General features: G+C 68.6%; 20 protein-coding genes. 10 read left to right on the top strand and 10 right to left on the bottom strand.

Annotated features, from left to right (window positions below; genetic code table 11):
• The first annotated feature begins 214 nt into the window (after nucleotides 1–214).
• From DAT35_RS14895 to DAT35_RS14885, 3 genes are all read left to right on the top strand, one after another.
• Nucleotides 215–802, top strand: coding sequence for a hypothetical protein (locus DAT35_RS14895; RefSeq protein ID WP_199242891.1), 588 nt, complete (start codon nucleotides 215–217; stop codon nucleotides 800–802).
• A 322-nt stretch (nucleotides 803–1,124) separates the two neighbouring features.
• Nucleotides 1,125–3,116 carry a Hint domain-containing protein gene (locus DAT35_RS14890; protein ID WP_146209718.1) on the top strand — a complete coding sequence of 664 codons (1,992 nt, stop codon included), beginning with the start codon at nucleotides 1,125–1,127 and terminating at the stop codon, nucleotides 3,114–3,116.
• 455 nt (nucleotides 3,117–3,571) lie between these two features.
• Nucleotides 3,572–5,599: a Hint domain-containing protein gene (locus DAT35_RS14885; RefSeq protein ID WP_158501704.1), complete on the top strand. Its 2,028-nt coding sequence runs from the start codon at nucleotides 3,572–3,574 to the stop codon at nucleotides 5,597–5,599.
• 94 nt (nucleotides 5,600–5,693) lie between these two features.
• Here the strand turns inward: DAT35_RS14885 and DAT35_RS14880 are convergent, their stop codons facing one another.
• The gene (locus tag DAT35_RS14880; protein WP_108067645.1) at nucleotides 5,694–7,694 is read right to left on the bottom strand and encodes a patatin-like phospholipase family protein; all 2,001 of its coding nucleotides are present in this window, start codon (nucleotides 7,692–7,694) and stop codon (nucleotides 5,694–5,696) included.
• A 104-nt stretch (nucleotides 7,695–7,798) separates the two neighbouring features.
• On the opposite strand from DAT35_RS14880, the gene DAT35_RS14875 reads away from it, so the two are divergent.
• Entirely contained in the window at nucleotides 7,799–8,149 is a 351-nt protein-coding gene (locus DAT35_RS14875) for a CBS domain-containing protein (protein WP_233261484.1), read from the top strand.
• Here the strand turns inward: DAT35_RS14875 and DAT35_RS14870 are convergent.
• Entirely contained in the window at nucleotides 8,146–9,024 is an 879-nt protein-coding gene (locus tag DAT35_RS14870; RefSeq protein WP_108067644.1) for an alpha/beta fold hydrolase, read from the bottom strand. The genes DAT35_RS14875 and DAT35_RS14870 overlap by 4 nt on opposite strands.
• A 164-nt stretch (nucleotides 9,025–9,188) precedes the next feature.
• Here DAT35_RS14870 and DAT35_RS14865 point away from each other — a divergent pair, with 164 nt between their 5' ends.
• Nucleotides 9,189–9,890 carry an NTP transferase domain-containing protein gene (locus tag DAT35_RS14865; protein ID WP_108067643.1) on the top strand — a complete coding sequence of 234 codons (702 nt, stop codon included), beginning with the start codon at nucleotides 9,189–9,191 and terminating at the stop codon, nucleotides 9,888–9,890.
• Between the two features lie 58 nt (nucleotides 9,891–9,948).
• Here DAT35_RS14865 and DAT35_RS14860 read toward each other — a convergent pair whose 3' ends face one another.
• From DAT35_RS14860 to DAT35_RS14840, 5 genes are all read right to left on the bottom strand, one after another.
• On the bottom strand, nucleotides 9,949–10,848 hold the full coding sequence (locus tag DAT35_RS14860; RefSeq protein WP_108067642.1) for a hypothetical protein: 900 nt from the start codon (nucleotides 10,846–10,848) through the stop codon (nucleotides 9,949–9,951).
• Nucleotides 10,849–10,960: 112 nt separating this feature from the next.
• A complete protein-coding gene (locus DAT35_RS14855; protein WP_108067641.1) occupies nucleotides 10,961–11,803 on the bottom strand; it encodes an OmpA family protein in 843 nt (280 codons plus the stop codon).
• Between the two features lie 99 nt (nucleotides 11,804–11,902).
• Nucleotides 11,903–12,490, bottom strand: a complete 588-nt coding sequence (locus tag DAT35_RS14850) for a hypothetical protein (RefSeq protein WP_108067640.1) — start codon at nucleotides 12,488–12,490, stop codon at nucleotides 11,903–11,905.
• Nucleotides 12,487–13,176 (bottom strand): TetR/AcrR family transcriptional regulator, encoded by a 690-nt coding sequence (locus DAT35_RS58975; RefSeq protein WP_158501703.1) that lies wholly within the window; start codon nucleotides 13,174–13,176, stop codon nucleotides 12,487–12,489. Before DAT35_RS58975 ends, DAT35_RS14850 begins: the two co-directional genes overlap by 4 nt.
• Nucleotides 13,177–13,252: 76 nt before the next feature.
• Nucleotides 13,253–15,832, bottom strand: coding sequence for an ATP-binding protein (locus DAT35_RS14840; RefSeq protein ID WP_158501702.1), 2,580 nt, complete (start codon nucleotides 15,830–15,832; stop codon nucleotides 13,253–13,255).
• A 352-nt stretch (nucleotides 15,833–16,184) separates the two neighbouring features.
• Between DAT35_RS14840 and DAT35_RS14835 the strand changes: the two genes are divergently transcribed.
• Nucleotides 16,185–18,728 (top strand): ATP-binding protein, encoded by a 2,544-nt coding sequence (locus DAT35_RS14835; protein WP_108067638.1) that lies wholly within the window; start codon nucleotides 16,185–16,187, stop codon nucleotides 18,726–18,728.
• A gap of 395 nt (nucleotides 18,729–19,123) precedes the next feature.
• Nucleotides 19,124–19,975 (top strand): HAD family hydrolase, encoded by an 852-nt coding sequence (locus tag DAT35_RS14830; RefSeq protein ID WP_108067637.1) that lies wholly within the window; start codon nucleotides 19,124–19,126, stop codon nucleotides 19,973–19,975.
• A 68-nt stretch (nucleotides 19,976–20,043) separates the two neighbouring features.
• Here DAT35_RS14830 and DAT35_RS58145 read toward each other — a convergent pair whose 3' ends face one another.
• The gene (locus tag DAT35_RS58145; protein WP_146209716.1) at nucleotides 20,044–20,784 is read right to left on the bottom strand and encodes a hypothetical protein; all 741 of its coding nucleotides are present in this window, start codon (nucleotides 20,782–20,784) and stop codon (nucleotides 20,044–20,046) included.
• A 9-nt stretch (nucleotides 20,785–20,793) separates the two neighbouring features.
• Nucleotides 20,794–21,225, bottom strand: coding sequence for a hypothetical protein (locus tag DAT35_RS14820; protein ID WP_108067635.1), 432 nt, complete (start codon nucleotides 21,223–21,225; stop codon nucleotides 20,794–20,796).
• Between the two features lie 113 nt (nucleotides 21,226–21,338).
• Here DAT35_RS14820 and DAT35_RS14815 point away from each other — a divergent pair, with 113 nt between their 5' ends.
• Genes DAT35_RS14815 through DAT35_RS14805 form a run of 3 tightly spaced genes read left to right on the top strand, consistent with a single transcriptional unit; the run spans nucleotide 21,339 to nucleotide 23,184 of the window.
• Nucleotides 21,339–21,842: a hypothetical protein gene (locus DAT35_RS14815; RefSeq protein WP_146209715.1), complete on the top strand. Its 504-nt coding sequence runs from the start codon at nucleotides 21,339–21,341 to the stop codon at nucleotides 21,840–21,842.
• A gap of 47 nt (nucleotides 21,843–21,889) precedes the next feature.
• Nucleotides 21,890–22,852: a hypothetical protein gene (locus DAT35_RS14810; protein WP_146209714.1), complete on the top strand. Its 963-nt coding sequence runs from the start codon at nucleotides 21,890–21,892 to the stop codon at nucleotides 22,850–22,852.
• Between the two features lie 5 nt (nucleotides 22,853–22,857).
• Nucleotides 22,858–23,184 carry a hypothetical protein gene (locus tag DAT35_RS14805; protein ID WP_108067632.1) on the top strand — a complete coding sequence of 109 codons (327 nt, stop codon included), beginning with the start codon at nucleotides 22,858–22,860 and terminating at the stop codon, nucleotides 23,182–23,184.
• A 71-nt stretch (nucleotides 23,185–23,255) separates the two neighbouring features.
• Here the strand turns inward: DAT35_RS14805 and atpA are convergent, their stop codons facing one another.
• Nucleotides 23,256–24,803 carry a F0F1 ATP synthase subunit alpha gene (gene atpA, locus DAT35_RS14800; RefSeq protein WP_108067631.1) on the bottom strand — a complete coding sequence of 516 codons (1,548 nt, stop codon included), beginning with the start codon at nucleotides 24,801–24,803 and terminating at the stop codon, nucleotides 23,256–23,258.
• Between the last annotated feature and the right edge of the window lie 11 nt (nucleotides 24,804–24,814).

The following is a 24,814-nucleotide window of genomic DNA, read 5'->3' as shown; positions in this document are numbered from 1 at the left end:
GACGTGACGCGTCGTGTCATCCCTCCGGGAGGTTGGTGCCTCAAACGAGCGCGCCGCGTTTCCACTCCGAGGGCCATGACGCTCGCACGCCCAGACAGGAGAGAGGACTTCGGGGCGCTCGGGGAGCCAGGATTCGCGCGGAGGGGGGCCGACCCGTTGCGTCGGATAGGAAACAGACGATGCTGGGGGGCCGTTCTCGATATAGGTTGGGCCCATGAAACGACTGTTCGGTGCGATGACAATCATGGCGGCCGTGGGTGTGGCCCAGGCCCAGACGCAGCAGACACCTCCCCAGGCCCCGCCCGCGCAGGCGGCCCCGCAGGGTGCTCCCGAGGCGGGTGGACTGACCTGGTCGGCGCCCGCGGGTTGGGAGTCGCAGGGCACCCGGCCCATGCGCGCGGCCACCTATCGGATTCCCCCTGCAAAGGGAGACACCGACGCCGCGGAGCTGGCCGTCTTCTATTTCGGCGCCGGCCAGGGTGGTGCGGTGGACGCCAACGTGAAGCGCTGGCTGGGTCAGTTCCAGAAGGCGGACGGCACTCCCGTCTCGGACAAGGACGCGAAGACGAAGAAGGAGACCCTCAACGGCCTCGCCGTCACCACGGTGGACGTCAAGGGCACCTATACCGGTGGCGGCCCCATGATGGGCCCCTCCACCCCCAAGCCCGGCTACCGTCTGCTCGGCGCCATCGTGGAGGGCCCCGAGGGCCCTCTCTTCTTCAAGCTCACCGGCCCCGATCGCACCGTCGCCAGCGCCGAGAAGAACTTCCGCAAGCTGCTCGAGTCGACGAAGAAGAAATAGGGAAAAACTTTTCCCACTCCGCCTCTGAATTCTTGAGAGGCATTGCGGTCCTCCGTCATCATCCGGAGGACCGCGTCCATCCAGCGGGCACCTGACAGTCGTGAGGCCGACGCGAGTCCGGCCCGGGTGTCGTGAGATTCACAGGCAACTTCGTTCTCACTGCATGGAGCGGTGCGCGGACACACGTTGAGTGGCGAGCCGGAGCGTGTGCACTCCGCGACCCTTCCACCACGCAAGCCCGCCAGTGACCACGTCGCCAAGGCTCCTCCTCCCTGGAGAGGGGAGGTGCGTCCTCATCCCCATGCCTTGGATGGAAAGCGTCATGAGAAGTCCCTCGAAGACAGGCCCCTGGTCCCCGTCAATCTTCCTGACACTGCTGATGTTGGCGGCGGCCGGGGCCGGATGTAGCCAGCAACGGCAGCCGACGAGCGAGCAGGTGGACAAGCAGCAGCTCGCCGAAGACTCGCGTGCCATGGCGCAGCTCTATGAGCAATGGCTGCGGTCGCTCCACGCGCAGGCTCTGAAGAGTGGCGCCAACGAGCAGATGCCGCTCAACCTCGTCGACGACGTGCAGTACCGCTTCGTGTTGAACCGGCTCAAGGCCTCGGGACTCACCGCCTGGAATGCCCCGCGGCTCTACAAGCGTCTGGATGACATCCACCGCCGGGTGGGCCCTCCCGAGCGGCCGCTGGCGGCGCCAGGCGGGCAGGCCCGGGCCGCGGACGAATCGGGAACGATCACTGCGGATGAGAAGTGGTGCGGTCACATGATTCCGCTCGGGAGCGTTGGCAATGACGCGAAGCTGGCCCGCTTCCAGGGGACGGCGCTCTCCTCGTGCTTCGGCGGCTCGGACTATGGCTATGTGGACATCAACGCGTTCATCACGGACAAGGCCCAGACGGCCTTCAGGCTGATCGCCTCCGAGTCCGATGAGGAGTACGCCGGCAAGGTCCTGGAGACGGCGCCCATCTCCGTCTCCGTGGAGCGGACGGCTGGCGACCAGCTGCTCACGGATTCGCTGGCCCTGGCCTTCAACGAGACGACCGGCCAGGAGAACCTCACCTATACGTCGTTGACGGCCACGCTGCACCCGCCGGTGCCAGCGGGAGACATCCTCGTCGAGCACCCGCGCGAGCTGCTCAGTGGGAATCCGTGGGACCAGTCCATCCGCATGTGCCTCGAGCGCGGGAGCGTGCATGGCTTCCTGGACTGCGACTACGGCTCGGTGCGCGTCTATCCGGATGGCCGCTGGCAGCCGTTCCCGGGTACGGGCGCCACGGGCATCGCAGCGGTGGACGCAGCGGCCTCGCTGGCCACGACCACCGGCGGTGGCACGCCGACGTGGATTCCGGACAAGAGTGCGTACTGGGAGCCCGCGGTGCCTCCTTACAATCCGGCGCGCTTCCAGGTCCCCGCGCGTGGGACGTTCATGCCCCACGTGCTCGATCAGTGCCAGGTGACCCAGATCACCAGCAAGGTGGCGGCCATCCTGACTGACTCCGGCGGGTGGTGCACGGCGGGGACGTCGCCGGGCACCGTGGTGGGCAAGGGCGAGCTGCCCTTCCGGCCGTCCACCGTGCCAGGGGAGTACCCCTTCAACGGCATCATGGACTTCGGTACGGGCAACTGCCTGAACAACGCGCAGAACGTCCGGTTGGAGATCTGGGTCTACGCCGAGGGCACATGTCCGGACCCCTGGGGTGGGCCGCCCGAGCCCTTCCGTTGCCCCTCGATGACGGAGGTGAAGCCCGTGGACTACAAGCGGGTGTGCATGGCGGAGGGGACGCAGGTGGCGAGGGCGGATGGCAAGGCCGTGAAGGTGGAGAAGGTGAAGGTGGGGGACAAGCTGCTGGCCAATGGCAGGGGCCTGGCGCTGACGGTGACGACGGTGCACCGCGGGGGCGAGAGCAAGCCGCTGGTGAAGCTGCGCGACGACCACGGGAACGAGGTGCGGGTGACGGAGACGCACCCGATGGTGACGGCGAAGCGCGGGGTGGTGCAGGCCGGCGACCTGAAGTTGGGTGAGGCCGTGCTCACCCGCACCGGGGCGAGGAAGCTGGTGGCCGTGGAGCGCGTGCCGTACGACGGGCGCGTCTACAACTTCTCGCTCGGCACGCCGGAGGAGCTGGCGAACCTGGGCCCCGAGGCGCGGACGCTGTATGCCAACGGCTTCCTGGTGGGTGACAGCCAGATGCAGACGGAGCTGGAGAAGCGGAAGCGGGTGGACACTCGCGAGGTGCTGGCGCGGCTGAACAGCGCCTGGCACGAGGACTTCCGCCTGTCCCAGGCCCGGCATCCGAGCGCGCGGCGCTAGGCCGTTCGCATCCAGTTGCCTCACTCGAGGGGCCGTCCCGGACAACCGGGGCGGCCCTTCTGCTTTGGGGCGATCCGGAGAGGGAAAACCTTTACCCAATCCCTTGTATCGACGGAGAGGGAAAGCCTTTACCCAATCCCTTGTACCGACGGACGAGGGAAAACCTTTACCCAATCGTTTATACAGACAGAGGCTGGAATCCTTTCAGAATCTTCAGGGGTCCGACTTGGGGGGAGCAGCCGGAGGCATCCGCTCGTCCGGCCGGGTGCCCGTCCCGGTGGATGCAAGGGATTGTTTGTTGTTCTCGGGTTTTTCTTGAGTTGTGTCTGTGTTTGGACAGGTGGGGAAAAGCTTTTCCCAGCCCGTCTTCACATCCCGAGAGGCATCCCCAGGTTGTGGAGCGAACCCGCGAGATGAGCCGTCCAGGCTCTCTCGTCCCCCCTGAGGTGAACTCCATGAACGTAGCGTTGAACACTTCGTCTCGGATGCTCCAGCGTCTCGTCCCGGCCCTGGTGTGCCTGGCGATGCTGGGTGCGGGCTGCGGCCAGCAGATGGTACCGCCGCAGCAGCAGGAGTCGGATCGGCAGGCGCAGGCCAATGATTCCCTCTACATGGCCCGGCTCTACACGCAGTGGCGGCAGGCCGTGCAGTCCCAGGGAAAGGGTGGAGGGCAGCACGGTGATGACCGGCAGATGCCCATCGACCTCTCCGATGACACGCAGTACAGCTTCGTGAAGAACCGCCTCAAGGCAGCGGGCAACACCCTGGAGAACTCGCCGCAGCTCTTCCGCAGCCTCGAGAAGGCGCGCAAGGACAAGAGGAGCGGCAACCCGGACACGGTGACCCGCAAGGACATGCTCACCTCGGGGACCACCAGCACGTCCCAGGCGCGCGAGTGGTGCGGCCACCTGCTGCCGCTCAATGAAGTGGCGACCAACGACCCTTCGGTGGCCCGCTACCAGGCCAGCACCCTCGTCACGTGCTTCAACGGCTCGGACTACGCCTACGCCGACGTCACCGCCTACGCCACCAACCTCGAGCATACGCAGTTCCGCGTGCTCGGCTCCCAGGCCCTCGAGGAGTACGCAAGCAAGGTGCTCGAGACACCGCCGGTCGACCTCGACGTGAAGGTCAACCCCCAGGAGATGCTCTTCGTGGACTCGGTGGCCATGGCCTTCGACGAGGCGACCGGCGAGTCGCACATGTCCTATACGGTGGCCGAGTCGTCCATCATTCCGACGGGCGCGCAGTATGACGTCAACATCATCCGTGTCGAGCACCCGGTCGAGCGGCTCGGCTGGCACAACCCCGCGGACAATCCCATCCGCACCTGCCTCCAGCGGGGTGCGGTGCGCGGCTCCCTGGATTGTGATTACGCCTCGGGGAACTTGGATCCCTCCTCGGGTCTCTTCAGGCCGTTCGCCGCGCCCTACACTGGGATCGCCGCCGCGGATGGTGAGACGAGCGCCCGCACGGGGGTCTGGACTCCCGGCCGTGGCGAATACTGGGTGCCCGCGGGTGGCTTTGACGCTTCCCACCTCTACGTGGCCGCTCGTGGCGAATACCTGGTCATGCTACCGGCCCCCGAGCCCCGGCTGACGTCTGCCGGCTGCACCCTCGACTCCCTCACCAGCCAGGTGGATGTCGTCCTGCTGGAGCGGGGCGGACGGTGCACCGCGGGCGATGCTCCCGGCACCCTTGTGCTCAAGGGGAGCCTGCCGTTCAAGACGCCCTACGTCGACGGCTACGACCCGAAGGTGTTTCATACGCCCTTCAATGGCCTGATGGACTTCGGGAAGGACTGTCTCAATGTCTTCCAGAACTTCAAGCTCATGCTGCGTGCCACCGTGAAGGCTACCTGCGTCGATCCTCGCACGGGCGCGAGCAAACCCATCACCCGCTCGCGCTACCAGGAGATTTTGAACCTCGACACTCGCAATGCCTGCCTCGCGCAGGGCACGCGGGTGACGAAGGCGGACGGGAAGACGGTGAAGGTGGAGCAGGTGAAGCTGGGGGACAAGCTGCTGGCCAATGGCCAGGGCCTGGCGCTGACGGTGACGTCGGTGTCTCGCGGCGGAGAGAACAAGCCCCTGGTGAAGCTGCGGGATGACCACGGGGGCGAGGTGATGGTGACGGAGACGCACCCGATGGTGACGGCGAAGCGCGGGGTGGTGCAGGCCGGCGAGCTGAAGCCGGGGGAGGCCCTGCTCACGCGCACGGGGACGGCGACGCTGGTGGGCGTGGAGCGCGTGCCCTACTCCGGCGAGGTGTTCAACTTCGCCCTGGGCACTCCGGAGGAGCTGGCCAGCGTGAAGCCCGAGGCCCGGACGCTGTATGCCAATGGCTACCTTGTGGGCGACAGCCACATGCAGCTCACGCTGGAGAAGCAGCGCGTGCTGGACGCCCGCGAGGTGCTGACGCGGCTGGATGGTGCTTGGCACGAGGACTTCCGGCTGCACCAGGCCCGTCAGGCGCGCAAGTGAGAGCTCGCAGGGGCTGAGCCTTCGCGTCACCCAGGGCCGTCCGGTCTTCGCCGGGCGGCCCTTTCCTTCTGACGTGGGGCCGGGCGGGGTTGCTTCAGAAGGGCAGCCAGGAGGGTTTGACGCTCTTCGGGTTCGTCAGCGTATAGGCGAGCTGCGACTTCAGGTCCCCGAAAGCCATGTTGTCCAGGTACATGGCCTCGATGCGCTGCCGGCCCACCGCCAGCTCGATGCGCTTGCCCCCATCCGCCGGCGTGGCCACCAGTGTGTCTCCGCCGGCGTAGCTCACCTGGTAGTGCTTGCCCTTCACGTCCACCGGGACGTCGAAGCTCAGGTTCTTGGGGACGTTGGCCGAGTAGTTGGTGCCCTTCGAGCCCGGCACCTTCAGGTCATCGAGGAAGTTGCGCAGGAAGTCGCGCGTCACCTCGCGCGACTGCGAGTCCAGCGCCGGGTCCACCTTGTCGTCGTACCCGAACTTCAGGGTGCTGTCGCTCTTGCTCGGGTCCGTCAGGTCCCACGTGGGCAGCGACAGCATGAACTGGTTCGTCTTGGGCTGCGTGCGGTCCAGGTAGTCGTTGTAGTCCGACCCCGAATCCTTCATCAGCGTGTAGCCATTGAGGGCGTTCCAGAGGACGTTCGTCGAGTCCAGGTTGCCCGAGGGCAGCGGCTTCGTCGTGTCCTGGTGGGACGCCGGGTGGCCCGAGGCTCGCGAGGTGAGCGACGCGCCAATCTGGGGCAGGTCGTTCTTGTTGTAGCCCATGGGCAGGTTGTCCAGCGCGCCGCCGTCCACCAGGTGCACCCGGCGGCCCGTGGTCGGGTCCACCACCTGCACGGGCTCGAAGACGCCCGGAATCGCCATGGAGGCGCGCACCGCCAGCGCCACCGGGGTGTCCGGCGTCGTCTCCTGGCTGAAGACGAAGATGCGGTCCTTGGCCGACGTCATCCCGCCGGGCCCCGCGCCGGTGTCGTAGTCCTTGGTCGCCAGAATCTGCAGCGGCACCTTGAGGTCCGCGAAGGTCACCGGCCGGTCCGTGATGCCCGTCAGCCGGCGCAGCTCCTGGTCCACGAGCTCGAAGGCCTTCTGTCCGTTGAGCAGGCCCCCGTCCTTCATGTCCAGGTCCCAGTCGTAGAGGTTGCTCAGCCGGGGGTCCTTCGCCAGCGCTTGAATCTGCTCGGGGCCGGCGCCCGTGGCCGCGAACGCCGCAGCGATGGAGCCCGCCGAGGTGCCGCTCAGGCTCGTGGGTACCACGCCCAGGTCATACATCTCCGCGAGCATCGCCCCGTACCTCTTGCCCTTGCCGCCACCACCCTGGAGGCTCAGGTGCACGCCCACGGGCTCGCCGTCCTTCACGGGCATGCCCAGCTCGGCGCGCCGGGCCGCCACCGCTGCCCGGTACTGCTCGGGTGTCCGCACGGTGCGGGCCGTGGGGCCTTCGCCGAGCTTCAGCTCGTGCGGCCCCTTGCCGAAGAGGAAGTCCATGGGCGCGGGCGGCTTCGTCACCGGGGTGCCCGTGGGGAACTGGCTCGCGTTCAGCTTTCCTCCCGGCAGCTCCTTGGCGAAGAACTGCGGGTCCACCCACAACGCGCCCGGCCGGGGCGCGGTGGTGCGCGTGTAGCCGGACTCCGCTTTCAGCTTGCCCTCGGCCGCGTCCAGCGCCTTCTGGAGCTCGGCGCGGCGCGGGCTGGTGGCGGGCGTCATCTCCAGCTCCAGGGACAGCTGGCGCACCTTGCCCAGCGTCTCGCGGAAGTCCTTCGTCTGGTCGACGAGCTTCTTGCCTGCGTCGTCGTGCACCTTCGGGGGGAAGATGCGCTCGAGCACGTTGCGCAGGTCACCCAGGTCCACCTTCTTCAGGGCGTCGAGCGGAATCTGGAGCGGCTTGCCCGTGAGGGTGATGCCTTCCCAGGGCTTCGTCCCGGCCGGCTGGTTCAGCGAGGGCAGCTTCGCCTCGAAGGTGTCCACCACGCGATTGACGGTCTGGCCGATGCCCTTCGCCGCGTGCTGCAGCGCCTGACCCACCTTCTCCAGGGGGTTGGATGGGCTCGCCTCAGGCTGGCGTCGGACGGGAAGTGGGTTCGCGCTGGTGGGCTTCACGGACATGGTGAAGCGATTATCTCTCAGCCTCTGCGAAAGTTGTGTGGAGGACCCAGAAAGGGAGGCGCGGGAGCGCGGCAGGGGGATTGCTACGCCCGTGAAGGGCCTGGATGGCTTTCTTCCTGGAGGTACCCGTGACGCGCCGCTCCGTGGAGACCCAAGTCGTTGCAATGCCTGACATCATCCTCTATCCGCGGGATACGGTGATGCGCGCGCTCGAGGTGATGCACCGTTACGGCGTGCACCTGTTACCAGTGGTGGATGAGCGACACGGGGAGGTGCTCGGGCACGTCACCGAGGAGGAGCTGCACCGCATCTGGTCCACGCTCCCGCTGGCCCGCATGTCTGAAATTCTGACCGCTCGCGCGGCCCTCGCTTCGGAAGGAATTGCAGGCGAGCGTCCCTGGCGGTTGGTGTTCGTGCCGGGTGGGCAGGGCTCGCGCTCGGCCTGGGTGCACTAGCGCGCGTCCGCCACCCGACGGATGGCGGCGATGATGTCCTCGGGTACCTCCTCCTGGAGGAAGTGGCCCGCGGCGGTCTCCGTGACACGGGCGCTCGGGAAGAGCTCGCGGTGACGCCGCAGCGCCCGGCCCAGGATGGGGTCCTTCATTCCCCACACCAGCTCCACGGGCCCCTGGAATGAGCGGGCCCAGGCATCTCCCTCGGTGAGCTCCGCCACGGTGGGGTGCTCCGGGTGGTTGGGCACCATGCGCGCCAGGGCGAGCGGCGCGGCCCGGTCCACCACCCTCCGCAGCGGCCAGGCATAGGCCCTCGCCACGTCTCCCGAGATGGAGGACGGATCTCCCTGGGTGCGCCCCAGCAGGGGCAGCGGGAAGTTGAACAGGCGGAAGGCCACGTCACTCACCAGCGGCAGGTGAGAGAAGCGGTGGAAGGCCGTGGTGCGGAAGCGCTCGGGCTTGAAGAGCGCGGTGTTCATCACCACCAGCCCCGTCACCCTGCCGCCCGCCCGCGCCGCCATCCATGCGCCAATGGGGCCTCCCCAGTCCTGCACCCCCAGCACCACATCCTTCAGGTCCAGGGCCTGTACGAGCTCCAACACGGACTCGCCGTGCCGCCGCAAGGTGTGCGCGGACAGCTCGCGGGGCTTGTCGCTCAGCCCCAGGCCGATGAGGTCCGGCGCCACCACCCGGTAGGGACTCCCCGCGAGTCCCGCGATGACCTTCCGGTAGAGGAAGGACCAGGTGGGGTTGCCGTGCAGCAGCAGCACCGGGCGTCCCGAGCCCTCCTCCACGTAGTGCATCCGCCCGAAACGGGTGGTGATGAATTTCGAGCGATAGGGATGGAGCCGGGTGATGAAGGTGGGGAGTTCGCTCATGGGCGGAAGGACGTAACACTTCCATTCATGGTGAACACCTCGGCTTCTTCAAATGCCGTCTTCCCGACGGCCTGCCCCCGGGTGCGCGGCGAGATCGCTCCACGCTTGCCAGGGTGTAGCACGTCGCCCCCACGCCAACCGATGGGGGCTCGAGGAGGCGTGGCATGAAGGCTGTGGCAATCATCCTCGCCGCGGGGGAGGCCAGGCGGATGGGCTACCCCAAGGCGCTCATCGAGCATGAGGGGGGTAGGAGCTTCCTCCAGTCGCTCGTGTCGACGTTTGGCAAGGCCGGATGCTCGGTCATCGGGGTCATCGGCAAGGACGCCGAGGCCGTGAGGGAGCAGCACCCCGCGGTCCACCTGGTGGAGAACGAGCAGTGGCAGGACAGTCAGCTCGGCTCGGTGAAGACCGGGCTGGAGGCGGCATTCGAGGATGGCGCGGACCTGGTGCTCATCCATCCCGTGGACATGCCCGCCTTGAGGGCTTCCACGCTCAAGTCGCTCATCAAGGCACTCGGGGACTCGGTGGAGGGCATCCGCCCCGAGTTCGAGAGCGCCGCGGGCTTCCCCATCATCCTGTCGCGAAGCACCGCCGAGCGCCTGCGGAGCATGGATTCGGGTGAGACGTCGCTCGAGGGCGCGGTGAAGGGGTTGCAGCTGCGCCGCATCCCCGTGAAGGACCCGGGCGTCGTCGTCAACATCAACACCCCGGAGACCTACGAGCGGTTGTTCGGCTCGGCACCGAAGCTCGCTCCGCCGCCCAAGCGCCGGGGCAAGAAGGGCGCCGCCGCCGAGTCCACCTCCGCGGGGTCCTCGGCTCCGGCCTCCCTGGAGGCGGCGGCCTCCGAGGGCGCTTCGGGGCAATAGGTCCGGAGCGCGGGGGAGCCACACCCTTTCCCTCTCTGAAGGGAGAGGGGTGGGGCGGTCAGATGTTCAGTCCGAGGCCCGCGTAGGGCCCGCTGAGGACGTCGCGGTGGGAGCCACCCCCCGCGAGGCCCCGGTCGTCCAGCAGTAGCACCCGCCAGCCGCCGCGCAGCGTCAGCACGCCCAGGTGTACGGCGAGCCCCGCCTGCGACTCCAGCTGGAGGTGCGGCACGGGGACGAGCTGCCCGCGGGCTTCCACATCCAGCGCGCCGAACAGGCAGTGCTCGAAGGACAGGCCGGCGCTCGGGCCCACGAAGGTGATGTCCGGTGCTTTCGCCCCGGCCACGCCCAGCTCCGCGCGCAGCCGGCCACGGTGGCTCGTGTACAGCGCGTATGTCAGGTGTGCCGCGTACAGGCCGAGCTTGTCCTCTCCCTGTGTCCCGTCATCCGTGAGCAGGGTGAGTGACGACACATCCGCGGACACGCCCCAGCGCTTGCCCTCGAGGCCCAGGTTCAGTCCCACCGCCGCTCCATCCCCCAGCGCCTGTCCGTCGACGCCCAGCCGGAACATCAGCCGGTTGTGGTTGCCCGCCACCGGTTCCGGCCGCTGCTGCACCTCGACCGACGGGGGCGGCACGCTCGAGACGTCCTCGTCGCTGGAGGTGTTGACGTAGACGGTCGTCTCGTAGCGCGACGCTCTCGCGGAGGTGTCCGCGACGAAGAAGAGGACGTCCAGGAGGGTCGAGACGGCGTTCACGCTGCTCGATGAACCCCGGGAGCCGTGGGAGCCGCTGGAGCTGTTGTCGTCGTCGTCATCGTCCGAGCCCACCGGCGAGGCGTCGTGGGTCTTCCCGCTGCTGTCGGAGCTGGGGCGCTTACCGAAGCGCGCCTCGGCCGTGACGGGGTGGACGAGCAGACCAAGCGCCAGGGCCGCGGACAGCAGTTGCCTGAGGTTGGGCACGGGGAGTCTCCAGGGCGGAAAAGAGAGGGCGAGCGTGTATGGCCTGGCGCTCGGACGTCTGCCCGCCCTGTTTATTCAAGGGATTTTCAGGGAAGGGGGCTGACGCGGTGGGTCATCTCACGTTGCCCGGGCGCTTCTTGGCCAGGCGCGAGTCCGCGGGCGCCGGTGCCGGGGCCGTGGGTTTCAGCGGAGGCGGCGCGGGCATGAGCTGCAGCTCCAGTCTGCGGTTGCGCTCCCGAGCCTGCGGTCCGTCGTCCGGAACCACCGGGTGGTAGGGCCCGTAGCCGGCCGCCACCAGCTTCTCTGGCGACAGCTTCGTCTTCTCCCCCAGGAAGCGCACCACCGTGACCGCACGCGATGCCGACAGCTCCCAGCTCGTCGGCGCGGAGGCTGGCTCCGGCGTCTCCGGCACCGCGTCCGTGTGCGCCGCCACCTGCACCAGGTGTCCCTCCACCGCCAGCTTGGAGCCCACCCGCGTCAGCAGCTCCGCTCCCGCGGGCGTCAGCGCCGCCTTGCGCGGCTCGAAGACGAGCCGCTCCGCGAGCTCCACCCTCAGCCGGCCCTCCGACTCGTCCAGGAAGGCCTCGCCCCGCTCCAGCTCCGCCTTCAGCAACTGCTCCAGCTCCACGCGAACCGCCTCGCGCCGTGCGAGCAGCACACTCTGCTCTCCGGTCCGCTTGCCGAGGGCGGTGTTCTGGGCGGTCAATCCCTGCTGCTGTTGCTCCATCAGGCGCAGCCGCCGCGCCATGCTGTCGCGCAGCACCTGGAGCTCCGCCACCTTCGCCTCGGACTCGGTGGCCTCGCGCTCCAACTGCTCCACCCGTGTCAGCAGCGAGGAGATGGAGCGCGCCGCCAGCCAGCCGCCCAGCGCCGACACACCCAGCGAGCCCGCGAGCAGCAACCAGGGCAACCGCACGCGCCGGCGCTTCTCCGCGTCGCTCGCTGCTCGCTCCATCCGGGCTCCTCCTCGGCGCTCGTGGGTTGAAGCCGCGAGCCTATTCAAGGCGCTCGGGTAGGTCTCAAGGGAAAAGGGGTGGGCCCTCGTGTGGACCGTTCAGTGCAACAGGCTCGCGAGCACCCACGCCGCCAGGGCCAGGGGGGTCAGGAAGACCGCCATGGCCAGTGCGGACATGAGCAGGGCCGCCACCGACCAGCTCGCGAAGGAGCACCGGTCCTTCCATGTCGGCGCGGGCACCGGCGTCTCCATCCCGAGCTCGCGCCGCATGTCCTCCACCGTCCGTCCCAGCAGCGTCTCTCCGTACTCGGAGCGGTAGAGGTTGCGCGTGTGCAGGCCCCGCTGGAAGGCCCTCGCCAACCTGCGGGGCATGAAGAACAGTCCCGCGCCCATTCCCATCAGGTTCAGCACCCAGGCCGCGGCGTGGTCCGTGCACCCGCCCGCCACCTCCCAGGCGGAGATTTCGCACTCGCCCGGGAAGTCGGTCCGGTAGCCCGTCAGCACGTGGTGCAGGTCATGGAAGCGCAGCGCCCGCACCCGCTCCTTCGAGTTGGGGAACCAGAAGGGCACCGGGCCCACGTCCACCCGCACCCAGCGCTTGTCGTAGTTGCCGCCCTGCCCGAAACCGTTCTCCTCGAAATAGCGCTCGCGCGCCTGCCTCAGCGTCAGGGTTGCCTCATGGCTCATGGCTTCCTCCGTCTGCTCCTGGAAGGAGTGTCCGCACCCGATGGCCCGAAGCCCCTCAGCTGGAGCGCGAGCGCACGTTCGAGCATCGTCCTCCAGCTGTCCCCGGGGCCCAGTGCCCCGGACAGCCAGGTCATCAAGGTCGTCAGGTACAGCGAGAAGAGGTTGAAGCCGGTCATCTCCAGGTCCACGTCGGGTGCCACCTCGCCGCGCTCCTGGGCCGCGGCCACCAGCGCCGTCAGCCGGGCCGCGAAGGCCCGCTCCATCTGCAACCGCTCACCCATGGGGCCTGGCTCCATGAAGAGCAGCTCCCGGATGAACATGCGCGCCAGCTCTGGCTCCTTCGCGTAGAAGCGAAAGAAGCCCTCGAAGATGTGCAGCAGTTGCTCCAGCAGCGGGGCCTCCCGGGGCAGCGTGCCGAAGCGCTCCTCCTGCACCGCCACCACCCGCTCGGCGAGCACCAGCAGCAGCAGTTCCTCCTTGGTGCGCGCGTAGAGGAACAGCGTCCCCGTTCCCACGCCCGCCCGCTCGGCGATCTCCCGCGTCGTCGTCTCCGCGAAGCCCTTCTTCGTGAACAGCTCCCGCGCCGCCTTCCGGATGCGCTCCAGCTTCTCCTGCTTGTTGCGCTCCCTCAGTCCGGGGGCCTCGGCGGCCTCCTGCTGGGGACGGCTCTTTCGAGAAGTGACCATGCTCAAGAATGAGCATGCTCAGTTTTCGGGCGCGGCGCAAGGGAATCGCCCGGGGTTGCACCTGGGGGAGGGGCACTCAGCCGAGCGGAAGGTGGAGGATGAAGCGCGAGCCCTGGCCCAGGGTGCTCTCCACGCTCAGGTCTCCGCCGTGGGCGCGGGCAATCTGCCGTGACACGTAGAGGCCCAGTCCCAGGCTCTCGCGCGAGTGTTTGCCCGAGGCCCGCTGAAAGCGCTCGAAGATGCGCGCCTGGGCCTCCGGGGAGATGCCCGGCCCGTGGTCCTGTACCCAGAGCACCGCCCTGGGCTCCTGGCGCTCCACGCCCAGCTCCACGGGCTGGCCGGGGGCGTACTTCATCGCGTTGGAGAGCAGGTTCATCAGCACCTGCTCCACCCGCAGCCGGTCCACCTTCGCCATCACGGGCGAGCCCGCGCGCACCACCGGGGTGCACCCGGCCTCCGCCAGCTTCTCCTCGAAGCGCACCACCAGCCGTTGCACCAGTTGGGAGAGGTCCACCAGCTCCAGTTCCAGTTCCAGCCGCCCGGTGGAGATGCGGGACACATCCAGCAGGTGGCTGACGAGCTGCTCCAGCCGCTCCGTCTGCCGCCGCGCCGTCAGCAGCGACTGCCTCAGCCGCTCCTCCGTGGGCGGGCGTCCCATGTCCACCGCCCGCTGCAGCGCCGTCAGTTGCAGGCTCAGCGCGGACAGCGGCGTGCGCAGCTCGTGCGTGGCGATGGCCACGAATTCGTCCCGCGCCGCCACGGCCTGCTCCGCCTGCTGGAAGAGCCGCGCGTTGTCCACCGCCAGCGCCGCGCGCCAGGCCAGGTCCTCCATGAAGGCCAGGTCGCGCTCGGTGTAGTGGTGCAGGGGATCGTGACTCACCACGGTCAGCACCCCCAGCGTGCGTTCCCGGGCGATGAGCGGCACCATCATGCCCGAGCTCGGGTGCAGTTGCCGCAGCAGCGTCCGGTGCTCGGGGTTGTTGGCGGCGCCGTCCAGTACCGCCTCGGAGAGCTCGGGGAACAGCAGGGCCTTGCCCGACTCCAGCACCTGCCAGATGGGGGAGTCCGGCCGCGGCGGAGGCGTGAAGCGCATCAACTCGTCGAGGAGCAACTGGGCGTCGGGCTCGCGCGCCACCGCCGCCACGCGCTCCAGGCCCTGTTCGTTCGCGGACCGCATGTCCACGATGCAGGAGTCCGCCATGTGCTCGACCACCAGCCGCGCGGTGTTCACCAGCGTGGTGTGCAGGTCCAGTGAGGCGGACAGCCGCGTGGTGGCCTCGGCGAGGAAGCGCAGGCCGTCCTCCGCCCGCTTCTGCTCGGTCATGTCCAGCACCATCACGCCCGCGCCCAGCGTCTCCCCCTTCGCCTTCACCGGGAAGAAGGAGCTGCGCACCGGACGCGGCGGAATGCCGGGGCGCGCGGGCACCGTGATGTCCTGGTTCAGCACCGGCTCACCGCTCTCCATCATGCGCAGCAGCAGTTGCTCCACCTCGATGGCCTCCATGAGCTCCGGCAGCACGTCGCGCACGTGGCGGCCCAGGTGCTCCTCGATGGGTTTGCCGTTGATGGTGGCCAGCACCGGGTTGATGTGGATGTAGCGCAGCCCGCGGTCCACGAACCCCATGCCCACCGGCGAGGCGGCGAGGAAGGCCTCCAGCAGCGCCAGCGAGGTGTCGCGGGACCTCAGCGCCTGCTGTGTCTCGCGCAAGAGCCGGGCGTGCTCCACCACGAAGGCCACCCGCCGGGCGAGCTCCTCGGCATACCCCAGTTCCCGCTCCGTGTAGTGCCGGCCCGGCGTGGCGAGGATGAAGTTGATGATCCCCACCTGGCGCGCTCCCACCGACAGCGGCACCACCATGCAGGTGCCCCCCTCCACCAGCTTCAGGATTCGCAGATGCTCGGGCGAGCGCGCCAGTTCGCGCAGCAACTGGGGGGAGAGCTCCGGCACGAGCAGCGGGCGGCCCTCGGTGAAGACCCTCGCCAGCGGGCTCGGGCCGCCCAACTTCGGCGGAAAGCGCATCAACTCGGGCAGCACTGCCTGGTGGGCGGGATTCCTCGCGGTGGCGACCAGGCGGTGCAACTCGCCGTCGTCGCCCACCACGTCGATGATGCACAGGTCGGCCAGCTGGCGCGTGGCCAGCCGTGCCATCGCCTGCAGCGTCCCCTCCCATTCCAGGGACTCCACCAGCAGGCGCGTGGCCTCGGCGAGGAAGGCCTCGGCGTGCTCCGTCTGGCGGCGCGTGGTGATGTCCACCTTCACGGCCACCGCTCCGACGATGGTGCCCCGCGCATCCCGCAGGGCCGTGGTGGAGTGCAGCACGGTGCGCCGCAGGCCGTCCTGTCCGACGATCTCCACCTCCTCGTTCACCACCGGCTGCCCGTCGCGCAGCGTGCGCGCCAGCGCCCACTCGTGGGGCTCCAGCCTCCGTCCGCTCCCGGGCCAGTAGCCCTCGTAGACGCCGTAGCCCTCCAGGCCCACCCGGGGCAGCGGTCCTCCCCAGAGTGCCTCCGCGGCGGGGTTGGACTCAAGCAGCCGTCCCTGCGCGTCCACGATGAAGACGCCCACCGGCATCAATCGCAGCAATGCCCGGAGATGCTCGCGCTCGGTGAGCAGGACCGATGCTTCGGGAGAACCCGGTAGGTCGTTTTCAGTCATGCCTGCGTGGAACCCCCCTCCACACAATAACGTCACATCCGGGTACGGCTCGCGAGCCCATTCCCCCGAGTCGTCGACTGCGCGGCGCTTGCGTGGGCCCGGCCTTGCACGGTGGCGATTCCCAGGGGGTGGGAGTAGGTACAAGTCTCCTGCCTCGCGCGAGGTGCGCGGAGCCCACCCCCTCCCACGCAGGGAGGGCAGTGGGCGGCCACCCGTGAGTCCGGGCATCAGACCGGGAAGCCCCCCGTTTCTTCCTGAGAAGGTCGCCGCACGGGCGTGGGCCGGAGTGGAGGCGGCCTCCCAGGCATGCTCGTAGGGCAGGCAACTGGACTGACGAGGGAGAGGACGGACCGTGTTGAGGTCGATCGCCAAGCCCGCTGTCCTCCTGGTGGATGACCATCCCACCAACCTCCTCGCGCTCGAGGCGGTGCTGTCGCCGCTCCAGGTGCGCAGGGTGAAGGCCACGTCGGGCGAGCAGGCGCTGACATGTCTGCTCCGGGAGGACTTCGCGGTCATCATCCTGGATGCGCGGATGCCGGGAATGGATGGCTTCGAGACGGCCCGGCTCATCCGGCAGCGGGCGCGGCACCGGGACACGCCCATCATCATCATCTCCGCCTTCCACCGGGACGAGTCCTCCATCGTGCAGGGCTATGTCGAAGGCGCGGTGGAGTACCTCATCAAGCCGTTCGACCCGGAGATGCTGCGCGCCAAGGTGGGGCTCTTCGTGGAGCTCTTCGAGAAGGACCGCCAGCTCAAGCAGCGGGCGGCCGAGCTTCGGGAGGAGCAGGCCGGGCTGCTGGCGCGCGAGCACGCGGCGCTCATGGAAGCGGCCGTCCAGCGGGCCCGGCTGCATGACGTCTTCACCCAGGCGCCCGTCGCCATCGCCATGCTGCAGGGGCCCATGCACGTCTACGTGTACGCCAACCCACGCTACCTGCAGCTCATCGGCAAGCGCGACATCCTCGGCCGGCCGGCGCGCGAGGCCCACCCCTCGTTCGACGGGCAGCATGTCTTCGAGCTGATGGACCATGTCTTCCGCACGGGCGAGCCGGTGTCGGGCAAGGCGATTCCCATCAAGCTCGACGGGCCGGGAGAGCGGGAGACTTCCTTCTTCGACTTCGTGTACCAGCCCCTGCGCAAGGCGGATGGGGGCACCGAGGGCCTGCTCATCTGCGCCTCGGAGGTGACGGGGCAGATGCTCGCGCGCCTGCGGGCCGAGGAGTTGTCGACGAGGCTGCAACGGCAGCACGAGGCCCTGCAGGAGAGCGAGGAGCGCTTCCGCTCCTTGACGCATGCCGTCTCGCAGATTGTCTGGACGACGGACGCCGAGGGCCGTGTCTCCTCCGACTCGCCGAGCTGGAGGGCCTTCACCGGCCAGCCGCGGGAGAAGTACCTGGATGCGCGGTACGGGTGGTTGGAGTGCATCCACCCGGAGGACCGAGGGCGGACGGTCCGGCAGTGGGTGGAGTCGTTGCGCAACCGGAAGGTCTTCGAGTCCGAGCACCGGGTGCGCCGGCATGATGGGAAGTACCGTCACCTGTCCGCCCGGGGCGTGCCCGTGGTGGGGGAGGACGGCCAGGTGCGCGAGTGGGTGGGCCTCCACATCGACGTCACCGAGCAGCGGCGCTCCGAGCAGGCCTCCTCCTTCCTCGCCCGCGCGAGCGCGTTGCTGTCGGCGTCGCTCGACTATGAGGCCACGCTGGAGAACGTGGCCCGGCTCGTGGTGCCCACGCTCGCGGACTGGTGCGCGGTCGACATGCTGGCGCCGGACGGGAGCGTCCAGCGGGTGGCGGCGGCCCACCGGGAGCCGGAGAAGGTGGAGGCGGTGAAGGAGCTCCAACGCCACGTCTCCCTGGACTGGAACTCCAGCCGGGGCCTGTCCAGGGTGCTGCGCTCGGGCGAATCGGAGTGGCTGCCCACCGTCCCGGAGACGTTCTTTGGCACCGGGGCGCGGGACGAGGACTTCTCGCGCCTGCTGCATGAGCTCGGCCTCGCGTCCTACCTTTGCGTGCCGCTGCTCAGCCGGGGGAGGATTCTCGGGGCGCTCACGCTCGTCTATGCGGATGGGGAGCGGGAGTACGACGAGAGGGATCTCCGGCTCGCGGAGGACCTGGCGCGCCGCGCGGCCATCTCGGTGGACAACGCCCGGCTCTTCCGCGAGGCGAAGGAAGCCATCCAGGTGCGCGACGAATTCCTCTCGGTCGCCTCGCATGAGCTGAAGACGCCGCTGACGCCCCTGCGGCTCAAGCTCCACACCCTGCGCCAGTCCGCTCGCCGCCAGGCGGAGGCGGTGAACCGGGACACGCTGCTGTCGCACCTGGACGTCGCCGAGCGTCAGGTGTCCCGGCTCTCCCGCCTCATCGACAGTCTGTTGGATGTCTCACGCATCGGCGCTGGCAAGCTCGAGCTGGACTGGGAGGAGGTGAACCTGGCGGAGGTCGTCCGCGAGGTCGTCAACCGCTTCGACCCCCAGGCCCTCAAGGCGGAGTGCCCCGTCACGGTGTGGGCTCCGCGGCCCGTCATCGGCCGGTGGGACCGGCTCCGGCTGGAGCAGGTGGTGACGAACCTCCTCACCAACGCGCTCAAGTACGGAGCGGGCAAGCCCGTGGAGCTGAGCGTGAGCGAGGAGGCCGGGCACGCCGTGCTCCTCGTGCATGACCACGGCATTGGCATCGAGGCGGGCAACCTCTCGCGCATCTTCGACCGCTTCGAGCGCGCCGTGTCCGAGCGCCATTACGGCGGCCTCGGCCTGGGGCTCTACATCACGCGCAAGATTGTCGAGGCACTCGGGGGCACCATCCACGCCCAGAGCACTCCGGGCGAGGGTTCCACCTTCGTCGTGACGCTTCCGGGCCTGTACTCCGCGCTCCCACTCCAAGCGCCCGGACATTGAAACGGGTGTGCGAAAAAAGTTGAGGCGGCGAGCCCGGGGAGGGGAGCCGGACTCGCCGCCCCCGCCGCCTCGCACCCGAAGGTGTCCGGCGGAAGTGCAGCCCTACTGCATGAATGTTCCGGTGGCCTTCCCAGGGGACCTCCGGAACACGCGGCGCCTTCGTCGCGCCGACACTCTGGGTCTACATGGAGGGTCTGACATATCCCCGTGGGCCCCAACCTCTCCCCTGCGCTGGGGCCCACGGTTCCTCCTGTCGACCGCGGACTCGTTCTACACGCAGGGTCTGACACGCCCCCGCCACCGGTGGTTCCCCATTGAACTGACGCGCTCCGGCTTGATTCCGGGGGTGGAGGGGGCCTATTTCCCACTTCCTGCGACAGAGAGGACTCAGGACGATGGCGATTCGATGCGTGGTGCTGGATTTCGATGGGACCTTCACCGATGTAGCGGAGGAGGGAGCACCCTTCGTCCTGCACTTCCGCCGGCGCCTGTCCGAGGAGCTGGGCCGCGACGTGATGGAGGCGGGTTGGGCCGAGGTGGAGGCCGGGGTGGTGTCCAGCAACGAGGAGCACGGCTGGGAGGTGGGAGGGCGCGTGGTGGCACCGGCCACCGCGGACCCGTACCTGCTGGCCAACTTCGTGGCGCGCAGGCTGTGTGATCGGCTCGGGGTGATGACCGACAAGGCCGAGCGGGCGGCGCTGTTGGACAAGCTCTACCGCGAGGCGTACGCGCAGGTGGGCATGGCCTTCAAGCCCGAGGCGAAGGAGGTGTTGGAGGCGCTGCTGGAGACGGGGCTGCCCATCCACGTCGTCACCAACGCGCACACGGCCACGGTGGAGGCGAAGCTGACGAAGCTGGCGCCGCGCGGCCGCGAGCGCCTGCGGGTGTCCGGGGATGCGCGCAAGTTCCTCATCGAGCCCCCCACGGCGTCCGACGCCATCTTCGACGCGCTGCCCGAGACGGTGCAGGTGGACGCGCTGGTGCGTCCCATCCACCTGCGCCGGGGCCGGTACTACGAGGCGCTGCGCCGCATCTGGAACGAGACGGACACCTCTCCGGAGACGACGCTGGTGGCCGGCGACATCTTCGAGCTGGACCTGTCGATGCCCGCGGCGCTCGGGGCCAGCGTGCAGTTCGTGGCGCGCACCAACACGCTCGAGTACGAGCGCCGGGCGATTCAGGCGCTCGGGGCGCGGGGTGGCATGGACCCGAGCCTGCGCGCCATCCTCCCTCGCTTGCGCGGCTGAGCGGGCGGCGCCGGGCGTTGGTGCTGTGACTCCGGCTCATGCCTGGACGCTCCGCCGGGTGTGAGCCCTTACGGTGGAGTTCCTCTGTCGAGGGAGCGTCTGGCTGGGAGTGGCTTGTGGCAGCTCACCTTTTCCCGGCCATCCGCGTCACACCATGAGGCACAGCTCACGCCGGGCGGGCTCGCGTCCGACAGGCGTGTTCCTTCACACGTGTAGATGTTTTTGCCATCTCGCGTCTCGCACGTGTACGTCCATCGTCCCAGGAGGCAATCGCCGAGCGCGCAGGGAGGGGCCAGCAGGGGCACCTGGCCACAGCGCCCGTCGCCGGGGTAGCAGGGCTCGAGATCCTCGGGGGTGGCTCGACCCTCCGCGAGCCTTTGCATGGCCTCGGCGGCCTGGGTATCGGGGTAAAGGCATTGCAGTCGGGGCGGGCTGCGCTCATCGAGGGTTTTCTGCTCGGGGCTGGGCTCCTCCAGGGGCTCCGCGTCTGGAGCGAACGGGTCCTTCTGCTCGCGGATGGGCGGCGGCGGGGGCTCCAGCCGGGTGCGTCGCAGGTGGCAGCGGCCCTGTACACGGCCGACCACCTCGTGGCGTATCACCGTGCGCACCGTGGCGCCTGAAACCACGAGCTGTTCCCGGCGGAGGACGGAGGCCGGAGAGCAGGTGCGCGCCCGGGCAATGAAGCAGCCAAAGTCTTCCTTGCAGTCCACTGAAGGCAGGGTGGATGCATCCTGTGGCGAAGACTTGTTGCAGGCGATCTGGGCGAGGAGCAGAGCGGAGAGAAGGGCCCTGACGCGCAGGTGTGGCATGCGGGTGGCTCAGCGTTTGTTCCGGGGGACGGTGGGCGGGCGAGGAAATTGATATTTCGGGCTGTGAGGCATCTGCTCATGGGGGAGCTCCTGGAATTCAACGGAGCCGCGCTCACCCATGGCCTCGCGCATGGTGCTGGCCATGTAGTCGGCCCCGTACAACTCCACGGTGTCCTCGCTGGTGTTGAACTTCTCCAACTGGCTGGGCTTGTGGGGCCTCGTCTCCTCCACCTTCTCTCGCCACACCTCGGCCAGTTCCTTCCAGGTCCGTTCGGCATCGGTCCTGCCGTGGAGGCGGAGGGTCATCTTTCCCCAGAGGGGAGGGATGAACTGGGAGGGATTGTCGAACAGGTGGGCGATATCGCGCCCGCAATGGGTGCAGTGCTCCCTGCTATCGGAGTTGTAGCCACAGTACTCGCAGAAGAATTGCTCGTCGCTCATGGTGCCCCCAAGAGGTACGGCATCGCCTTGCCATACCGTTTCAGCATGGGTCTGACAGTGCTTCATCCTTTTTTCAGGGGGATGCATCCACGGGCCTGCGCTAGATTGGTGCCATGTGCTTTGTCCGACAGCTGTGTTTGGTTCTCGCCACGGGTGCCGCGCTGAGCGCCTGTGCCACGCTGTCCGCGAAGCGCGAGCCCAACGCGTTCAAGGCGTGGCCTTCCAGGCCGCCGGATTGCGACTTCGATGTCTTCGAGGAGGACTTCGAGCCGTCGCGTCCCTACGAGGTCCTGGGCACGCTGCCTTTCAACGGCAACCAGTGGATTGGGGAGAAGGGGCGCAAGGAGTTGCTTCGCGAGACGGCGTGCAAGGCCGGGGCGCAGGCCGTCCTGCTCTCGCGTCCCTATGAGCGGCGGATGGGAAAGGAGAACATCCGCACCTACGACGTGCGCTTCGTTGTCTACACGGACGTGCCGCCGCCGCCGGAAATCCAGGCCGCGCGCGAAGCGGCCGGCAAGCCGCCTCCGCCCCCGCGGCCTGCTTCGGGCACCGTGGTGATTCCGTCCTCCGAGTGGACGGAAGACGCGGAGGGGACGTCGGTCACCCGGCAGCAGTAGGCTGGAGGGTGACGCGGGACGTAGCCGCACAGCCGCAGGGGGTGAAGATGAGTCGGATGCGAGGGTGGGCGCGGGCCGTACCGGGTGCATCGCTGGCGTTCGTGCTGGCGCTGCTGCCAGGGTGCAAGACGCCGGGCAGCTACCGGGAGCCCGTGGCCCAGTTCCAGAAAGGCAACACCGAGGCCAGTGCCGCGCTGGGCCAGTACTACTCGGAGCTGAACCGCTTCGAGAGGGACCTCTACCTCGACGAGCGCCTGTACGACGCGGGCCTGGAGGTGCTCGCCACGGACGCGGCCGGCCAGCCCACGGCGCTGGTGGGCAAGCTCTTCTCTCCCGAGTCCATCCAGGCGCGCATGGACGCCATCGCGCTGCTGGGCGTCTACGCCGAGCGTCTGGCCACGTTGGCGGGCGCGGAGAACGCGGGCAAGCTGCCCGAGGGGGCCACGGCCCTGGGCACGCAGCTCGGCGCGCTGGGCCAGAAGCTGCAGACGCTGGCGGGCAAGGGTGACGCCACGGCCAGCAAGTACGTGGAGCCGGTGACCACGCTGGTGGGCGTGGTGGGCTCGCTCTTCCTGGAGAGCAGACAGGGTCAGGCGCTCCAGAAGGCAATCGAGCAGGGCTCGCCCCAGGTGAACGCCATCATCGATCTGCTGGAGCGGGACATGGTGGAGGTGCTCGGGCCCCAGCGGCTCACCGGCGCCAAGCAGGCACTCGCCTCGCGGGTGATGTTCTACAACCTCCACCGCGACAAGCTCTCGCTGGCCGAGCGCCGCGCGGTGCTCGACGACATCCGCCGCGCTTCCGACGACTACGAGGCCCTGGTGGTGGCCAACCCGGTGGAGCTGGCCCGCGCCCTGCGCGACGCGCACGAGGCCCTGCTGCACTTCGCCCGCTCCGAGCGCAAGCTGGAGTCCTTCGAGGAGCTCTCCGCCGCCATGCAGTCCTTCCAGGGCCGCGTGGACACCGCCGCTGCGGCCGTCCAGCGCATCAACGCGCCTCCCAAGGAGTGAGCGCCATGACTTTCGACACGCAGACGTTGACCCGCCTGGTGGAACGCTGCTTCGAGCTGTCCATGAGCGGCGCCCTTCCGCAGGAGACCCGCGTCCAGTACCTCGCCCACGGCAAGCGGTTGCGCGAGCTGCTGATGAGGCTGTTGGGCGCGCGCTTCGACGCGGACTCGGCCGAGTTCAAGCAGGCCTCCGCCGCCATGGACGAGACCAACCGCGCCCTCTCCGAGGCGGCCGAGGACCTGGACAAGGTGACCCAGGTGGTGGGCCGGATCGCCACGCTCGCCGGCTACCTGGACAAGGCGATTGCGCTGGCCGGGCGGGTCATCACCTGAAAACACGAAGCCCCGCGTCCCTCCTGGGGAGCGCGGGGCTCGGGTGAAGCTTCAGCTCTCGCTGGCGCCGATCAGACCTTGGCGCCCGGGGTGGGCTGGAAGACCTCGTTGAACTCGGTGATGCACTTGTTGAGCGCGGCCTTGATGTCGTTGGTCAGCTCGCGCTTGGCGGAGATGTCCTTGGCGATCTGCGGGTAGCGGCCGTCCGAGTACTCGAGGAACTCGCGCATCCAGCGGACCACGTCGGCCACGGGCACCTGGCGGATCCACCCGCGCTTGTTCGCATCCTCGCGGTTGGTGGCGGCGTAGAGCTGCATGACCTGCTTCTCGACGGGCATGGGCTCGTACTGGCCCTGCTTGAGCACCTCCACGAGGCGGGCGCCGCGCGCCAGCGTCTCCTGGGTGGCCTTGTCGAGGTCCGAGCCGAACTGGGCGAAGGCGGCCAGCTCGCGGTACTGCGCCAGGTCCAGCTTCAGCGTACCGGCCACCTGCTTCATGGCCTTGATCTGCGCCGCGCTGCCCACGCGCGACACGGAGAGACCCACGTTGATGGCGGGACGCACGCCCGAGAAGAACAGGTCCGTCTCGAGGAAGATCTGCCCGTCGGTGATGGAGATGACGTTCGTGGGGATGTAGGCGGACACGTCACCGGCCTGCGTCTCGATGATGGGCAGGGCGGTGAGGGAGCCGGCGCCCTCGGCGTCGGACAGCTTGGCGGCGCGCTCCAGCAGGCGGCTGTGGATGAAGAACACGTCGCCCGGGTAGGCCTCGCGTCCCGGCGGCCGGCGCAGCAGCAGCGACAGCTGGCGGTAGGCCACGGCCTGCTTGGACAGGTCGTCGTACACGATGAGCGAGTGCATCTTGTTGTCGCGGAAGTACTCGCCCATGGCGACGCCGGCGTACGGCGCGAAGAACTGCATCGGCGCGGGGTCCGAGGCGTTCGCCGTGACGACCACGGTGTACTCCATGGCGCCGAAGCGGGTGAGCTTCTCCACCACCTGGGCCACGGTGGACTGCTTCTGGCCGATGGCCACGTACACACAGAAGACGTTCAGGCCCTTCTGGTTGATGATGGCGTCCACGGCCACGGCCGTCTTGCCCGTCTGGCGGTCACCGATGATGAGCTCGCGCTGACCGCGGCCGATCGGCACCAGGGCGTCCAGGGCCTTGATGCCCGTCTGCAGGGGCTCGTGCACGCTCTTGCGCTTGACGATGCCGGGGGCCTTCACCTCCAGCTTGCGCACCTCGGTGGCCTGGATGGGGCCCTTGCCGTCCAGCGGCTCGCCCAGCGCGTTCACCACGCGGCCCAGCAGTCCCTTGCCCACCGGCACCGAGGCGATCTGCCCGGTGCGCTTGACCAGGTCACCCTCGCGGATGTCCTTGAAGTCACCCATGATGGCGACGCCGACGTTGTCCTCTTCGAGGTTGAGCACCAGGCCCTTCACCCCGTTGTTGAACTCCACCAGCTCGCCGGCCAGCACGCCCTCGAGGCCGTAGATGCGGGCGATACCGTCGCCCACGGAGAGCACGGTACCGGTCTCGGCGACGGTGACCTTCTTGCCGTAGTCCTTGATCTGCTCCCGGATGATTCTGCTGATCTCGTCGGCGCGGATTTCCATCTTGCGTCCTT

This window comes from Vitiosangium sp. GDMCC 1.1324, from assembly GCF_003044305.1.
In the GTDB taxonomy this organism is placed as follows: Bacteria; Myxococcota; Myxococcia; order Myxococcales; family Myxococcaceae; genus Archangium.
The sequence above is the reverse complement of the archived record's forward strand: the minus strand, read 5'-3'. Positions and strand labels throughout refer to the sequence as shown.

Bases quoted from the DNA above. Each gene is read 5' to 3' on its own strand.
- DAT35_RS14855 (WP_108067641.1), bottom strand. From the start codon at position 11,803: ATGGAGCGAGCAGCGAGCGACGCGGAGAAGCGCCGGCGCGTGCGGTTG.
- DAT35_RS14850 (WP_108067640.1), bottom strand. From the start codon at position 12,490: ATGAGCCATGAGGCAACCCTGACGCTGAGGCAGGCGCGCGAGCGCTAT.
- DAT35_RS14865 (WP_108067643.1), top strand. From the start codon at position 9,189: ATGAAGGCTGTGGCAATCATCCTCGCCGCGGGGGAGGCCAGGCGGATG.
- DAT35_RS14815 (WP_146209715.1), top strand. From the start codon at position 21,339: ATGTGCTTTGTCCGACAGCTGTGTTTGGTTCTCGCCACGGGTGCCGCG.
- DAT35_RS58975 (WP_158501703.1), bottom strand. From the start codon at position 13,176: ATGGTCACTTCTCGAAAGAGCCGTCCCCAGCAGGAGGCCGCCGAGGCC.
- DAT35_RS14840 (WP_158501702.1), bottom strand. From the start codon at position 15,832: ATGACTGAAAACGACCTACCGGGTTCTCCCGAAGCATCGGTCCTGCTC.
- atpA (WP_108067631.1), bottom strand. From the start codon at position 24,803: ATGGAAATCCGCGCCGACGAGATCAGCAGAATCATCCGGGAGCAGATC.
- DAT35_RS14820 (WP_108067635.1), bottom strand. From the start codon at position 21,225: ATGAGCGACGAGCAATTCTTCTGCGAGTACTGTGGCTACAACTCCGAT.
- DAT35_RS14885 (WP_158501704.1), top strand. From the start codon at position 3,572: ATGAACGTAGCGTTGAACACTTCGTCTCGGATGCTCCAGCGTCTCGTC.
- DAT35_RS14895 (WP_199242891.1), top strand. From the start codon at position 215: ATGAAACGACTGTTCGGTGCGATGACAATCATGGCGGCCGTGGGTGTG.
- DAT35_RS14875 (WP_233261484.1), top strand. From the start codon at position 7,799: ATGGCTTTCTTCCTGGAGGTACCCGTGACGCGCCGCTCCGTGGAGACC.
- DAT35_RS14870 (WP_108067644.1), bottom strand. From the start codon at position 9,024: ATGAGCGAACTCCCCACCTTCATCACCCGGCTCCATCCCTATCGCTCG.
- DAT35_RS14830 (WP_108067637.1), top strand. From the start codon at position 19,124: ATGGCGATTCGATGCGTGGTGCTGGATTTCGATGGGACCTTCACCGAT.
- DAT35_RS14880 (WP_108067645.1), bottom strand. From the start codon at position 7,694: ATGTCCGTGAAGCCCACCAGCGCGAACCCACTTCCCGTCCGACGCCAG.
- DAT35_RS14890 (WP_146209718.1), top strand. From the start codon at position 1,125: ATGAGAAGTCCCTCGAAGACAGGCCCCTGGTCCCCGTCAATCTTCCTG.
- DAT35_RS14810 (WP_146209714.1), top strand. From the start codon at position 21,890: ATGAGTCGGATGCGAGGGTGGGCGCGGGCCGTACCGGGTGCATCGCTG.
- DAT35_RS14805 (WP_108067632.1), top strand. From the start codon at position 22,858: ATGACTTTCGACACGCAGACGTTGACCCGCCTGGTGGAACGCTGCTTC.
- DAT35_RS58145 (WP_146209716.1), bottom strand. From the start codon at position 20,784: ATGCCACACCTGCGCGTCAGGGCCCTTCTCTCCGCTCTGCTCCTCGCC.